The organism is Rhodococcus sp. LB1, from assembly GCF_001583455.1.
Taxonomy (GTDB): domain Bacteria; phylum Actinomycetota; class Actinomycetes; order Mycobacteriales; family Mycobacteriaceae; genus Rhodococcus_F; species Rhodococcus_F opacus.
Map to the genome: position 1 here is coordinate 243,867 of NZ_LTCZ01000290.1, position 14,689 is coordinate 258,555.

Below are 14,689 nucleotides of genomic sequence, written 5' to 3' on the forward strand. Positions count from 1 at the left end.
CGTCTACTTGCAGTAGGTCGCGTGGGCGACATCCATGTAGGTCTGGGCGTTGGCCGTCGCCTGCTCCTGGGTCAGTTCCTGACCCGCAGCCGACGCCTCGGTGCCGACCATCGCTGTGACGAACACCATCGCTTCGGCGTCGCTCTTGCCTTCGGCCTTGGCCTGGCAGATGAAGTCGGCGGTGCTCACGGCCATGGTCCCGTCGGCGGCCGGCTCGATGCCCTTGGCCTTCAGCGCATCGAGGAACTTCTGACCTTCGGCGCTGACCGGGACCTCGCTGGGGCCGGGGAAGTCACCCGGAACTTCCTCGGGCTGCTCCGGCGGCGCCGTCGCCGCCTCACCCGGGCTCGTCACCGGCGCGGAGGCCGGGGCCGAGGCGCTCGCGCTGGGCGCGGCGGACGCCGAGCTCTCGGCGGAGCTGGACGCCGCAGCGGTCGTCGTGGCGCTGGTGGACGGGTTCGACGTCGCCGTGGAATCGTCGCTGCCGCACCCGACCAACAATCCGCTCGCTGCGACGGCGAGCGCGCTTACGGCGATCGCCCGTCGGAAGGTGGTGCTGATACGGGAGTGCTGCGGCATCTATTTCCGTCCTTGCTTTCCAAGTCGTTGTCTCTCGACAGGGTACAGACGCAGATCGGGCGGAACCCTGGTCCGCCGGACCCGGCCCCGCCCGCTGCGTGTGAGATTTCTACTGCGATCCGGCCGTCAGTGAATCTCGGCCTTGTTGTCGATCACTGTGACGTAACCGGTCTGGAAGTTCTGCTGGACGCCGCCGGGGATGGCGAACTTGTCGCTGATCGGGAAGCCGAGCCGGCCGCCCTCGTAGCCGGCACTCTTCCAGGCGTCGAAGATCGGTCCGTTCTCGACGGCCCACGCACCCGACAGCGGGCTCCAGTAGATGTTGCCGCCCTCGAACTGGTTGAACCGGCCGCCGTCCTTGACCGCGATCTCGCTGGTCTTCGGGAATCCGAGCCATCCGCCCTCGTAACCGAGTTCGGCGTACTTGCCCATGATCATTCCCTGCACGCGGTGTGTTCCGTTCGCGGGACTGAAGTACATGGCGCCGATCTCGAAGCCCTGCACCGCGCCGTCCTTGCCTGGCGTCGGAACTTCCTCGGCCACCGGGTATCCGAGCGGTCCGCCCTCCCAGCCCTGACGTGCCCACTCGTCGCGGATCGCGCCGCGGACGGCGTGCGCCCCGGTCTGCGGCGACCAGTAGACGGACCCGTGCTCGAAGTGGTTGAAGCGGCCGCGACCGTCGGGGGTGGCCAATTCGGGCGTCGTCGGGTAGCCGAGCGGCCCACCCGGACCACCGGTCGCCTGATAGACGCCGCCGATGGCGCCGGCCACCGGCTGCGCACCGGTGTCGGACTTGGCGAAGATCCGGCCGTTGCGGAAGTCCTGCACAGTTCCGCCCGCGAGGCTGTACTCGGGGGTCAGGCAGTCGCCGATCCACGGGTTCGCGCCGGCGACCCCGGCGATGGAACCGCCTGTGGCGCACACCGGCTTGTCGGGTTCGACGTCGACGGCGCCGGCCAGCTGCGGCCACAGCTGGTGGAGCTCGAACTGCCAGTACGGCCACGAGTGTGTACCGGACGGCCGGTAGTTGACCTGGGCGGGGATGCCCAGCTTGTTGAGCTTGGTCGCGAAGGTCTGGGACGTGAGCCGAGAGAGGATCTCGAGCCCCATACCGGCGTAATTGGTGCTGACGCCGGGGATTCCGGACGGCTGGTCGTACGGGCCGGTGGTTCCGCTACCGCTGGAGATGTAGAGGCTGACGCCCTTGAGCTTGTCGGCCAGCAGGTAGGGGTCGTGCTCCTCCCACGCCGAGCTGGTCGGGGGACCCCACATCGCGTCCGCGTCGAATCCACCTGCGTCGCTCATCGCGTACGCGACGGCCTGCGGCATGCCGAGCGCGGTGGTGGTGAGCATGCCGGACAGCGACGCGGCGAACTTGAAGAATCCCTGGTTGCGGGCCGCGAGGAACATCGCGGACGTGCCGCCCATCGAGAGTCCGATGACGCCACGTGTCTGCGTGGTGCGCCAGTCGCTTTCGAGGATCGGGGGCAGTTCCTTCGTGAGGAACGTCTCCCACTGGTAGTTCTGACCGTTGTCCTGGGCCACCCAGTCGGAGTAGAAGCTGGATTGGCCGCCGACCGGGAGGACGACGTTGATGTTCTTGTCGGCGAAGAACGACTCGGCGTCGGTCTCGAGTGTCCAGCCGTTCTCGTTGTCCTGCGCGCGGAGACCGTCCAGCATGTAGACGGACGGGAACTTCTCCGTCGGCTTCGAGTTCCAGTCGCGCGCAAGCAGCATCTGCACCTGGATGGGCACGCCCATCGACGGAGAGTTGATCCAGATCGCCACGCGACGGTCGGTGAGCCAGTCGACGTGATGGATCGTCGCGCCGCCCGGAGCCTGCGTGGCCACCGGAGCCTGCGCGGCGACGGGCGCCGCATGGGCGACCGGCGCAGCCGAGACGGTGGCGGTCTGGGTGAACCCGACCGCCACCGGCACCACGAGCACAGCGGCAAGCGAGGCCAGCGTCCGCCTTCGAACATTTCCGGCCGACGAACGCTGACGTTCTGCCTTGAACAGGCCTACTCGCATGACGTCACTCTCTCTCTGCGCGTCGAGGCCAACACGGAGCACGGCCTCGCGTTCCGGTTCTTTCTACACGCAAACGACAGACGAGTGGGAGTGCCGCGCTGTTACAGCTGGTGCAATTGTTACTTCCGAGCTACCCGATCGTGTTGCCGAGGTCGCCGGCCAGATCGTGGATCTGCTGCTGCCAGTAACGCCACGTGTGGATGCCGCGGGGCGGGAAGCTGTAGGTGACGTTCTTCGCGCCGAGGGTCGCCATCTTGACCTGGAAGGCACGGGTGTTCGCCAGCGACAGCGCCTCGAGGCTCGCACCGGTGCTCGCGTTGAAGACGTCCATGAATCCGGTCGGCGCGGCTCCGCCGGGGGCGGGGATGCCGTTGGCGGCCGACACCCACAGGCGGGTGTTGTTGTCGCGAAGCTTGTTCGCGAACACGAACGGGTCGTTACGCAGCCACGCCGGGTTCCACGGCGGGCCCCACATCGCGTCGACGTTGTAGCGGCCGGCGTCGAGCATCGCGATGCGGATGGCCTCACGCATGCCGGGAGCCGAGATGTTCAGGTAACCGGACAGCGAGCCCGCGTAGTTGAACTGATCGGGGTGGTAGGCGGCGAGGGTCAGGGCGGCGCTGCCACCCATCGACAGGCCGATGACGCCGTTACGGGTGGACTGGAACCCGAGGCGGTTCGCCAGTGCGTCGCGAAGTTCCTGCGTGAGGAACGTCTCCCACTTGTACGGGGTCTTCTGGCCGTTGAGGTTCGAGTTCGAGATCCAGTCGGAGTAGAAGCTGGACTGCCCGCCGACCGGCTGGACGACGTTGATGTTCTGCGAGGCGAGGAACGGGCCCGCGTCGGTGTTGACCTCCCAGCCGCTCAGGTCGTCCTGCGCGCGCAGACCGTCGAGCAGGTAGACGACCCGGTTGGTGTTGCCGTCGGCGGCCCGCCAGACGCGGCTCTTGATCGGTCCCATGGCGGAATCGACCCAGAAGTCCTGCGCGGCGGGATCGAAGGCGGCGGATGCGGTTGCGCCGCCGCCCACCATGGTCACGCCCAGCGGCAGTGCGACCGCCAGAGCAATTGCGGCGGCAGTACGCCTGGCCCATCCGCTTGTTCTCGTCGAACCCCCAACACGCATGAACTCGTCTTCCCTCCGCTTGATCCGTCTCGCGCCGCGGCCGCGGCAACCTCTCGATAACTCTCGTGAAAATCTCACGTACAGACGCCACCCGCGCAGCGCTCGCTGCGCGGGTGGCGTCTCGACGGGATCACCTTACTGACAAAACGTTCCGTTGTGCACTCCCGGGGGAAGGGAATCCTGGGTTTTCCCTCACGTCCCCGGGCAAGGCCCGGGCGCCCCGGAGCGCACGAGTGCCGCCCCGCCGGAGAGGCGGGGCGGCAGTCGTCACGACGGTGGTGTCAGATCACCAGGCGCCCAGGGTGTCCAGGATCTGGCCGCGTGCCTTCCACAGCTCGGCACCCCAGTACGGCCACGAGTGCGTGCCGTTGGCGGGGAAGTCGAAGGTGGCCGGGACACCGAGGGTGGCCAGACGCACCTGGAAGGCGCGGGTGTTGGCCAGGGCGAGAGCCTCGAGGCCCATGCCGTTGGCGGTGTTGTAGTAGTCGATCGGAGCGCGCGGGTGGTCGAACTCGCCGGGCAGACCGCTGGCAGCCGAGATGAACATCGACAGGCCGTTCAGACGCGGGGCGAACACGAACGGGTCGTTACGCAGCCACGCCGGGTTCCACGGAGGGCCCCACATCGCGTCGACGTTGTAGCGGCCGGCGTCGATCATCGCGACGCGGATCGCCTCACGCATGCCGGGAGCCGAGATGTTCAGGTACCCGGACAGCGAACCGGCGAACTTGAACTGGTCGCGGTGGTACGCGGCGAGGGTCAGGGCGGCACTACCACCCATCGAAAGGCCGAGGACGGCGTTGTTCGTGCGCGAGACACCGTAGTTGGCCAGGAAGTCGGGCAGTTCCTTCGTCAGGAACGTCTCCCACTTGTACGTGACGGGCTGGCCGTTGAAGTTACTCGCCGAGTACCAGTCGGAGTAGAAGCTGGACTCGCCACCGACGGGCATGACCAGGGTCACGTTGTCGTTGCGGTACTGATCGAACGCGTTGGTCTCGAAACTCCACGCGTTGCGGTCGTTGCGGGCGCGCAGTCCGTCGAGCAGGTACAGCGCGGCGCTACCGCCGCGGGCTGCCCACTGGACCTGGACCTTGATCGGTCCCATCGAAGAGGGAACCCACAGTTCCTCGTAGCCACCGGCCGGCGCGGTCTTGGCGGGACCCGCGTGCGTCGGTGCTGCTGCGGCGACGGCTCCACCAGCGATTCCTGCGCCCACAGGCAGTACCAGTGCGACGGCACCGATGGCCATCGCACGCTGCTTGAGGCGCTGAGACAACCTCGGTCTGGCAAAACGCATGAATACTGCTCACTCTCTTCGTCTGCGGACTCCGCCACTAGGCGGCTCCGGCGGATTCCGTCGGGGAACAGGCGACCTGCCGGCCCGGGCATGAAGCCGGGTCGGCAGCGGACCTCTTCCAAGTCACACTGCGCTCGGTGGACTGTATGTCACACGAACTTCCCTGACAAACGCTCACGGAACGTTTTCCACGGAACTTCCAGACCACCGTCACGATGACTCATCATCGACGTACATCGTCGCCGACAGTTCCAGCGTTACACAAACGAGATCTGATGTTCCGACATCGAGATCTGCCCGGGACGCCCCGGTGACCACGCCCCGCCCGGTTCGCCCTATTTGGCCGGTTCCGGGAACGGCGGCTCGAGATTGCACCGCTGAATTTCATATGCGGGCACTCGCTCGAATCGGTAACTCGCGAAATGCAGCGCATCCTTGAAATTCTGCTTGAATCGCGGCCACGTCAGTTCCGACCGATAGGACGTCAGCAGGTCCTGCGTCTCGGGGCACGTGAGCGCGACCCGCGCCTCGGTCACCCATTCCTCGTCGAGGAATCCGGGCATCCACGGGTGCTTGTCGATCATTCCCGTGTCCACCACGACCCAGTCGGGGTACAGGTTCTTGTCGTGCCCGATACGGCCGTCGTCCAACCGCTCGGTGTGCGCCGCGAGCGGGTAGGCGAGACCCATCTGGTCCAGCACTCGCACATCGAGGCCGACGTTCATGCTCGTCATGCCGAGGTTCAGGAAGTAGACGGTGTGGCCTGCGCCGCCGTCCGGGATCGGAAGGGGCGGAGGAACGACGAACCAGTACGTGTAGTCGGCGGACGGGATGAGCAGGCCGCCGTCGGGAGTGTCCGAGATGGTCTGGACCATGGCGCGCATCCGCGGGTAGTCCAGATAATCGTCCGCGCGAATCGGGTGCGCATGACCGGTGTTGAGAACGTAGAAGGCGCGTTCGTCGACAATTCCGGAACGTCCGATAACGACACCTTCCGGCATTCCCGTCGTGTTCGACGCGAAAAATGCCCACACGACGGTGCCGACCCACAGGAAAGCCATTGCGAGGAAAATCGACGATTCCCTATTACGCCCCCACGCCGCCCGATCCGGAATTCGCACCGGAATTACGGCGACGGGAACGATGAAACAGAACAGAACGGGGAGAAGAACGCGGCCGTGCATGAAGTCGCCGCCGACGCGCAACGAGTACAGACCGAGGATCAGCCCGCTCGCGAGAATGAAGACGACGACGGCATTCTGCGTCCGCAACCAACCACGCAGGCGCGTCAGCCGATTCCCTTCGATGTGATGAACACCATCTTCGATGGACTTGTCCCGGCCGCGCCAGGCGATCACGGCGCCGGCGAACAGAAAGACGAGCGGCAGCCACAGCAGGTACGGGCCGAGCAGATTCCAGAGGTAGGCGAAACCCTGCGACCACTTGGCGCCGCCGGCGTCCTTCGACACCGCGGTGTTGGGGTACGGGAGGGCGTAGTAGCCCATGCGCCAGATCTGGTATCCCACCGGAACTATGCCGGCGACGAACACCATCGCCACGCGCACCACCCAGGTGAGACCGGGGGCGAGGAAGATCATGGCCAGCGACAGCACACCCAGGATCGCCAGCTCGGGGCGCACGAGGGGCCCCATGCCCGCGATGAACGAGAGAACGAGCACCGACGTGGTCGACGGGGTGGTGGCCTGACTCCATCGGACCAGCAGCAGCCACAGCAGCGCGATCCAGAAGATGACGAGGCAGCTTTCGAGACCCGACGTCGCGAAGTCGCGGGCCGGGGGCACCGCGATGTAGACGAGCACACCGGCGGGCATCAGGAACAGCGTGCCGCCGCCGGCGAAGGACCCACCGCGGTACAGGCGCGCGGTGCCGAACATGGCGAGCACGATCGCCGCCGTGGACAGGATCAGCGCGATCGTCAGGACGACGTATTCGAGCCGGGCCTGGGAGAGCCAGCTGAACGCGTAGACGATGTACGTCCACGCGGTACTGGTGTTGGCCTCGACACGCTCGCCCGAGTTGAAGACCGGACCGTTGCCCGCGAGGAGGTTGCGGACCGTGCGCAGCACGATCAGACCGTCGTCGGCAATCCATCGCCGTTCCCAGGCACCCCAGAACATCAGGAGAGCCGAGATGGCCACACCCCCGAGGAAGACCACCCTCGAGAGGATGGCCTTCCGGTGGCGTTCGGTGGTCCGCTCCGCGGCGGCGTCCGAGTCCTCGGCGCCTCCTACCAAGTCAGACGAGGTAGACAGCGACACCCACCACTCCGATCCAGGCAATCGCGAGGAGTTGGAGCACGCGGTCGCCCAGCGCGATCTCCTCGGGCTCCCCCGCCTCGCCGCCGTCGACGTCGACGGCGTAACGCAGGATCGCGATGGTGAACGGCACCATCGAGATGGCGTACCAGTTGGTGGCCTTCAGGTCGTCCTGCTGGAACGCCCACAGTCCGTAGCAGAGCACGACCGCGGTGGCGCTGAGCGTCCAGACGAAACGCAGGTACGTCGTGGTGTAGTTCTCGAGGGACTTGCGAATCTTCGCGCCGGTGCGCTCCGCGAGCTGCAGTTCGGCGTACCGCTTACCGGCCGCCATGAACAGCGAACCGAACGCCATGACCAGCAAGAACCACTGCGACAGCGCGATCTCGGCGGCCACACCGCCTGCGATGGCGCGCAGCAGGAACCCGGACGAGACGATGCAGATGTCGAGGACGGCCTGGTGTTTGAGACCGAAGCAGTAGGCCAGCTGGATGCCGATGTAGACGGCCATCACGACCGCCAGCTGCCAGTTGGCGAGGAACGACAGGGCGATGGACCCGCCGAGCAGCACGACCGCCATGCCGAACGCCAGGTTGACGGGCAGCACACCGGCCGCGATGGGGCGGAATCGCTTGGTGGGGTGCGCGCGGTCCGCCTCGACGTCCATCGCGTCGTTGACGAGGTAGATGCCGGACGCTGCCATGCAGAACACCACGAAGGCGAGTGCGACGGGAAGCAGGACGTCGGATTCCGTCGCCGTGCCCGCGGCGACGGGAGCTGCGAGGACCAGGACGTTCTTGACCCACTGACGCGGGCGGACGGCCTTGACGATGCCTGCCGCCAGGGATGTCGGGGGTCCGGTGACGACGGCCGGTTCCTCGCTCATTTCTCTCCAAACTTCTGCTCGGCCTTCAGCACCGCGACCGCAGAGGCGGCCCCCAGGGCAGATCCGGCGAGCACATCGGTCGGGTAGTGCACTCCCAGAACGAGCCGGGAGAGCAGCATCGGCGGTACCAACAACGCAGGCAAGGGTAGCCCGGTGAGACGGCCGAGCAGCACGGCAGCCGCTGTCGTGGACGTCGCGTGCGACGACGGGAAGCTCAATTTGCTGGGCGTCGACACGTTGACCTGGATCGACGGGTCGTTCGGCCGGGGGCGGCGGACGATGCGTTTGATCACGATCGAGGCCGCGTGGGCGCCGACGGCACCCACCGCGACTCCCGCCCACTGCCGGCGACGAGGCTTGTCGAGTGCCGCGCCGATGCCGGCGACGGCCACCCACCCGAGGGCGTGCTCACCGAAGTGCGACATTCCCCGGGCGGTCGAGACGACGCCGGGACGGCTCGCGATCGTCGACTGGACGGTGTGCAGGATCTGGATCTCACTGGATGCCGAAGACACGTTCCCACCTCTCCTTACTGGTCAGGGCAGGAACGGCGTCCTGGTACTCGCGCTTGAGTTCGGGGAACCGCTGGGCCAGTTCACGGCGCAGCCGGATCGCTTCCTTCAGCAGCGCGAGCGCCAGCTTGGGGTTGCGCTTGCGGTAGACGACTCCTCGCCCGTCCGCGGTGGTGACGGTGACGCCGTCCACCTGGGACAGCAGGAACCACCGCGCGTCGATGGTGGGCACGTTGAGCTGGGGACGCTCGTGGTGCTGCTCGTGCGCGGGTTTCACGTTGTGGACCAGGCCCTTGCCGAGACGCACGATCTTCGCGAGCGGGTTCGTCGGCAGGCCGACCGCGCCGACTTCCTCACCGGAGGGCAGCGGCAGGCTCGTCGACGACGGCAGCACGACGGCGTCCGGGTACTCCTTGCGCATCGCGTGGACGTTGCCGAGCGCGGTCGGGAGCAGTTCGAAGATGTGCTCGGGGCCCTGCAGGAAGTCGGCGATGGCCTGGTTCTGGATCGCGACGGTCGAGTACTCGAGGCACAGCAGATGCTTGATCGTGGCCTTGACGGTGTTGATCACGAGTCCGCGGCCGTTGCCCGGCATGTGCAGGGCCGCGACGACGAGCCGGTTACGGAGGTGGAAGTACGCCTGCCAGTCGATGGCGTCGTCCTTGTCGCTCCACGCCATGTGCCAGATCGCGGCACCGGGCATGGTCACGGTCGGGTAGCCGGCATCACGGGCACGTAGGCCGTATTCGGCGTCGTCCCATTTGATGAACAGCGGCAGTGGCTGACCGAGTTCCTCGGCGGCCTGCCGCGGGATCATGCACATCCACCAGCCGTTGTAGTCGACGTCGATCCGGCGGTGCAGCAGCCGGGAGTTCTCGCGGTCACTGAGCGGGTACCGGGAGAAGTCGTGGTCGTACTCGACGTTCGGGGCGGCCGTCCACATGAAGATGGACCGGTCGACGACCTCGCCCATCGAGTGCAGGTGACTGCGCTCCTGGAGGTTCAGCATCTGCCCGCCGACGAGCATCGGCGACTTCGCGAACCGCGACATCGCCAGCGCGCGCAGGATCGAGTCGGGTTCGATCTCGATGTCGTCGTCCATGAACAGGATGTGCTGGCAGTCGGTGGTCTTCAGCGCCTCGTACATGATCCGGCTGTAGCCGCCGGACCCGCCGAGGTTCGCCTGGTCGTGGATGGCCAGCCGGTCGCCGAGCGCTTCGGCGGCCTCCGTGAAGCCGGGCTCGTCCTTGACCTTGCGGGTGCCCTGGTCCGGGATGATGACGGCCTTGACCACGTCCATGACGAGCTCGTCGGACGCCAGCGCCGTCAGCGCCTTGACGCAGTCGGTCGGCCGGTTGAACGTGGGGATGCCGACGGCGACGGTGGCCTCACCGGGGGCGTCGACCGGCGCGTACCAGCCGGCGCTCTCCAACACGACCTCGGTGTCGGTGGTGATGTCGAACCAGATCCAGCCGCCGTCCTCGAACGGGGCGAGTTCGATCTCGAATTCCAGCGCGGCGTCACCGTCCTGGAACTCGCGGCCCTCGACGTGGATGCGCGACGAGTCGGCCTTCGAGCGGTACACGTCGATGCGGCAGTGCCCCGACAGCTCGAGACGCAGCACCACGGAGTTCAGGGTGCTCCACCGGCGCCAGTAGCTGGCCGGGAACGCGTTGAAGTAGGTGCAGAACGACGCCTCCGCCTCGGCGCCGACCGACAGCGAGGTGCGCGACAGCGAATGCGCGCGACGGCTGTTGGTCTTCGCCTCCTCCAGGTAGAGGGTGCGGACGTCGAGCGGCTCGCCGGCACGCGGCAGGATCACCCGCTGCAGCAGCGACTTGCCGAGTAACGGGGCGTCCTCGGTGACCTTCTCGGATTCGAGCAGATGTCGGGCGCTCATTCGGCATCCCCCACCAGGGCCGCACCGGATTCGAAGTGCGGACGCAGGGAGTTGTCGAACATCGACAGCGCGCTGGCGATCGCCATGTGCATGTCCAGGTACTGGTAGGTGCCGAGACGGCCGCCGAACAGAACCTTGTTCGACGCCATCTCCTCCTTCGCGCGGTCGCGGTAGGCGGCGAGCATCGCGCGGTCGTCGGGGGTGTTGATCGGGTAGTACGGCTCGTCCTTGCTCTCCGCGAACCGCGAGAACTCCCGCATGATGACCGTCTTGTCCTTCGGGTAGTCCCGCTCCGGGTGGAAGTGGCGGAACTCGTGGATCCGGGTGAAGGGCACGTCGGCGTCGTTGTAGTTCATGACCGGGGTTCCCTGGAAGTCGCCGGTCTCGAGCACCTCGGTCTCGAAGTCGAGGGTGCGCCAGCCCAGCTCGCCCTCGGAGTAGTCGAAGTAGCGGTCGAGGGGGCCGGTGTAGACGACGGGGGCGTCGGGGCTCTCGGCACGCAGGTCGTCGCGGACGTCGAACCAGTCGGTCTCGAGCCGGACCTCGATCTTCGGGTCCTTCGCCATGTTCTCGAGCCACGCGGTGTAGCCGTCGACGGGCAGGCCCTCGTACGTGTCGTTGAAGTAGCGGTTGTCGAACGTGTACCGCACCGGCAGGCGGGTGATGTTGCCCGCGGGCAGGTTCTTGGGGTCCGTCTGCCACTGCTTGGCGGTGTAGTCGCGCACGAACGCCTCGTACAGCGGCCGCCCGATCAGGGAGATCGCCTTCTCCTCCAAGTTGGACGCAGACGCCGAGTCGATCTCGCTGGACTGTTCGGCAATCAGCTTCCGCGCCTCGTCGGGGGTGAAGTAGCGCCCGAAGAACTGCGACACGAGGCCCAGCCCCATCGGGAACTGGTACGCCTGCCCCTTGTGCAGCGCGAACACGCGGTGCTGGTAGTTCGTGAATTCGGTGAACTGGGTGACGTAGTCCCACACTCTCTTGTTCGAGGTGTGGAACAGGTGCGCTCCGTACTTGTGGATCTCGATGCCGGTCTCGGGTTCGGCCTCCGAATAGGCGTTTCCGCCCAGGTGATGACGACGGTCGAGCACCAGCACACGCTTACCCAGCTGTGTTGCTGCACGCTCGGCGACGGTCAGTCCGAAAAATCCGGAGCCGACGACGATGAGGTCGTACCGGCCAGGGGCGGTTGTCTCTGGGGTTGCAGCGGTCACGATGAACCAGGGTAAGCGACTCCGCCGCCCGTGCGCGGCCAAGGGGGGCAAGGACCCCTTCCGCACGCACGAGGAGTTCTCCCTGTATTCACCGGTTCTGCAGACCTCGTTGTTCCCGCCGACGCGGCGATCGCGCTTCATGAGCGGGTGCGCATCGTCCAGCTGGCGAACTTCTACGGACCGCGGTCGGGTGGGCTTCGCACCGCTCTCCACAACTGGGGTCAGGGGTACGTCGAACGCGGGCACGAGGTGGTCCTCGTCGTCCCAGGTCAGCGCGACTGCGAGGAGCTGCTTCCGAGTGGGGTCCTGCGGATCACGCGGTCTGCTCCCACCATCCCCGCGACCGGCGGTTATCGCGTGGTCAATCCGCGGCGGGTGGCCGACGTCGTCAGCGGTCTGCGACCCGACGTCCTGGAGGTGTCCGACCGGCTCACTCTGCGCGGTTTCGGGGGCTGGGCCCGCACCCGCGGGGTACGCAGTGTGGTCGTGTCACACGAACGCCTCGACCGGCTGCTCGGCCAACTCGCTCCGCGCCGCGTGGCCCGCGGCTGGGCCGACGTCGCGAACCGCCGGATGGCCCGCAACTACGACGCCGTCGTCTGCACGACGGACTTCGCGAGCGAGGAGTTCACCCGGATCGGGGCCCGCAACCTGCACCGGGTCCCGCTCGGTGTCGACCTCACGATGTTCCACCCCGGCAAACACGACCAGGTGATGCGCGACTCCTTCGCCGACCCGGCGCAGCGTTTCCTACTGCACTGCGGCCGGCTGTCGGTGGAGAAACAGGTGGAACGGAGCATCGACGCCGTCCGGCTGCTGCGGCGGCAGGGCCACGACGCCCGGCTGGTCATCGCCGGGGACGGCCCGCGGCGCGAGGCGCTGCAGTACCGGGCCCGTGGGCTCCCCGTGCACTTCACCGGGTTCATCCATGACAAGGGCCGCCTGGCGTCGCTGTTCGCGTCGGCGGACGTGTCGCTGGCGCCCGGACCGCACGAGACGTTCTGCCTGTCGGCGCTCGAGTCGCTGGCGGCGGGCACCCCGGTGGTCGCGTCACAGTCGTCGGCGCTCACCGAGATCATCACACCCGGCTGCGGCGCCCTGGCCAGGGACCGGGGTCCCGCGTTCGCCGAAGCGGTGAGCGCCATACTCGCGATCCCCTCACACACGCGCCGAGCCTCGGCCCGGCGGCGGGCCGAGGACTTCGGCTGGGGCGAGTCCGTCGACGGGATGCTCGCCGTGTTCGAGGGAGCCGGTCCGCTCTGCTCCGTCTAACTGCCGCCCGTCGGTAACCACTCGCGCAGCACGCTGGCGTCGATCACCTGTGCGCCCAGCTTCTCGGTCCAGATGATGGTTCCGTTGGTGTACATCCGGAATTTCCCCGCCTCCGACGGCAGCATCAACTCGGGGCCGATCGGCGCTCCCAGTGTGCTGTTGACCCCGCCGAGTTCCCTGTACTTCTCGGCGATCGGCGAACCCTCGGTGGTGCCGACGGTGTCCTCGTCCTCACCCGCGGACGCGAGGGTGGACTCGGGTTCGGGGGCGGCCGGCGGTGCGGGGACGCCGAGTCCGTCACCGACCGTGAACCAGTCGGACTTGAGCTTCAGCTTCGACCGCGCCTCGGCGCCCGTCGCCTCGGCGGTGCCCGACGATCCGACCACCTTCACACCGGTGACGCGTCCGCCGTCGACTCCGAAGTTGTTGCGGGTGACCACCTCGAACGATTCGAGGTCTCCGACATTGAACGCGGATGCGATGTCACCCGCGGTGAGGGTCACGGTCCAGTCGTGGTTCGGCGACACGGTGTCGCCCTGGTCCTCGACGGACGGGAACTCGCCGCCCGCGGTGTATCCGCCTGTGGACGAGGAAAATTCGGCGGCGACGGGCTTGTTGTCCTTGGTCAGGATCATGCCCTTGGTGGAACGGACGGCGTCGGTGGTCCGGGGGTCTTCCTTCGCGGAGCCCCCGTACACCTGGCAGCTCTGGGTGTCGCAGGTCTTCGCCCACTCTTCCCGGTTCTCGGCGGCGGCGTAGGAGCGGGCCGCGACGGCCTGCGCCCGAAGCGCCTCGGCCCCACCGGTGTCGGCCCAACCGGCTTTCGCCTCGGCGGGCACGACGCCCAGGAGGTAGTCGTCCATGTCGAGGACGTTGACGGTGCGGACGGCGGCGCCGTCGAGCGCGACCCCGAGAGCGCCGCGGTAAGGGGTGTCACCGGCGCACAGCTTCAAGTGCTCGTTCGCGGGACGGTCCGGGGCCAGGTCGACCGGGTCCACCCACGGATGGTCGGTGGCGTCCTGCCACAGGACCTCGCCGGCACATCCGCGGGTCACCACGACGTTGGCGCCGCCGTCGGCGGTCGGCGTGAGGTGGACGGCCTCTCCCGGTCCGACGGGCTTGCCGGCGACGACGGCGCCGGCGTCGGAGTAGACGTCGAGCGGCTGATCGTCACGTGCCTGCAGCCGGACGCTGATCTGTGCGTCGGTGAGGGTGCCGAGGGTGGTGCCGCCGTAGTAGTGACCGAGGATGCGCTCGGCCGCCCACCCCTGATCCTTCGCGTATCCGTAGGCACCCCATTGGCCCATCCCGCGGCCGTGGCCGTTGCCGTGCCCGGAGAGCGTGAACGGCGTGTCGGAGGCGACGGTTTCCCGGACGTCCTGACCGGAGGAGCGCAGATGCACGACGACGCCGGTGACGGCGCCGACGACGAGGACGGGTGCGATGCCGAGCGCCGACGCGCGCAGAAGTGTGGCCGTGAATCCGCGCGGGGCGGGACGGCCCGCGATGTACCGCCTCCTGCGGGTCCAGGCAGGCCTACCTGCACGAACCCCGAATTCGGTCTTCGCCATCACTGCACTCCTCATCGCTGAACAA

The 14,689-nt window shown here is 67.3% G+C and carries 11 protein-coding genes; 1 reads left to right on the top strand and 10 read right to left on the bottom strand.

Going from position 1 to position 14,689, the window contains the following annotated elements; all coding sequences use genetic code 11:
- Positions 1–3: 3 nt before the first annotated feature.
- The 9 genes from AZG88_RS30625 to glf form a co-directional block, all read right to left on the bottom strand.
- Positions 4–579, bottom strand: coding sequence for a DUF732 domain-containing protein (locus AZG88_RS30625; protein ID WP_025431654.1), 576 nt, complete (start codon positions 577–579; stop codon positions 4–6).
- Positions 580–705: 126 nt separating this feature from the next.
- Positions 706–2,610 (bottom strand): alpha/beta hydrolase-fold protein, encoded by a 1,905-nt coding sequence (locus AZG88_RS30630; RefSeq protein ID WP_005248838.1) that lies wholly within the window; start codon positions 2,608–2,610, stop codon positions 706–708.
- A 130-nt stretch (positions 2,611–2,740) separates the two neighbouring features.
- Entirely contained in the window at positions 2,741–3,736 is a 996-nt protein-coding gene (locus tag AZG88_RS30635) for an alpha/beta hydrolase (RefSeq protein WP_005248839.1), read from the bottom strand.
- Between the two features lie 286 nt (positions 3,737–4,022).
- Positions 4,023–5,033 (bottom strand): alpha/beta hydrolase, encoded by a 1,011-nt coding sequence (locus AZG88_RS30640; RefSeq protein WP_009477136.1) that lies wholly within the window; start codon positions 5,031–5,033, stop codon positions 4,023–4,025.
- A gap of 335 nt (positions 5,034–5,368) precedes the next feature.
- Positions 5,369–7,288 carry a flagellar motor control protein ZomB gene (gene zomB / locus AZG88_RS30645; protein WP_025431653.1) on the bottom strand — a complete coding sequence of 640 codons (1,920 nt, stop codon included), beginning with the start codon at positions 7,286–7,288 and terminating at the stop codon, positions 5,369–5,371.
- Position 7,289: 1 nt separating this feature from the next.
- Positions 7,290–8,195, bottom strand: a complete 906-nt coding sequence (locus AZG88_RS30650) for a decaprenyl-phosphate phosphoribosyltransferase (protein WP_005248842.1) — start codon at positions 8,193–8,195, stop codon at positions 7,290–7,292.
- Complete coding sequence (locus AZG88_RS30655; RefSeq protein WP_005248843.1) at positions 8,192–8,710, bottom strand: phosphatase PAP2 family protein; 519 nt, start codon at positions 8,708–8,710, stop codon at positions 8,192–8,194. Before AZG88_RS30655 ends, AZG88_RS30650 begins: the two co-directional genes overlap by 4 nt.
- A complete protein-coding gene (locus AZG88_RS30660) occupies positions 8,691–10,607 on the bottom strand; it encodes a glycosyltransferase (RefSeq protein WP_005248844.1) in 1,917 nt (638 codons plus the stop codon). Before AZG88_RS30660 ends, AZG88_RS30655 begins: the two co-directional genes overlap by 20 nt.
- Positions 10,604–11,821 carry a UDP-galactopyranose mutase gene (gene glf / locus AZG88_RS30665; RefSeq protein WP_005248845.1) on the bottom strand — a complete coding sequence of 406 codons (1,218 nt, stop codon included), beginning with the start codon at positions 11,819–11,821 and terminating at the stop codon, positions 10,604–10,606. The genes AZG88_RS30660 and glf overlap by 4 nt, the downstream gene beginning before the upstream one ends.
- A 147-nt stretch (positions 11,822–11,968) precedes the next feature.
- Here glf and AZG88_RS30670 point away from each other — a divergent pair, with 147 nt between their 5' ends.
- Positions 11,969–13,093: a glycosyltransferase gene (locus tag AZG88_RS30670; protein WP_061700009.1), complete on the top strand. Its 1,125-nt coding sequence runs from the start codon at positions 11,969–11,971 to the stop codon at positions 13,091–13,093.
- On the opposite strand, the gene AZG88_RS30675 is transcribed toward AZG88_RS30670, so the two are convergent.
- The gene (locus AZG88_RS30675; RefSeq protein WP_061700010.1) at positions 13,090–14,664 is read right to left on the bottom strand and encodes a SpoIID/LytB domain-containing protein; all 1,575 of its coding nucleotides are present in this window, start codon (positions 14,662–14,664) and stop codon (positions 13,090–13,092) included. The two genes, AZG88_RS30670 and AZG88_RS30675, sit on opposite strands and share 4 nt — an antisense overlap.
- Positions 14,665–14,689: the final 25 nt, after the last annotated feature.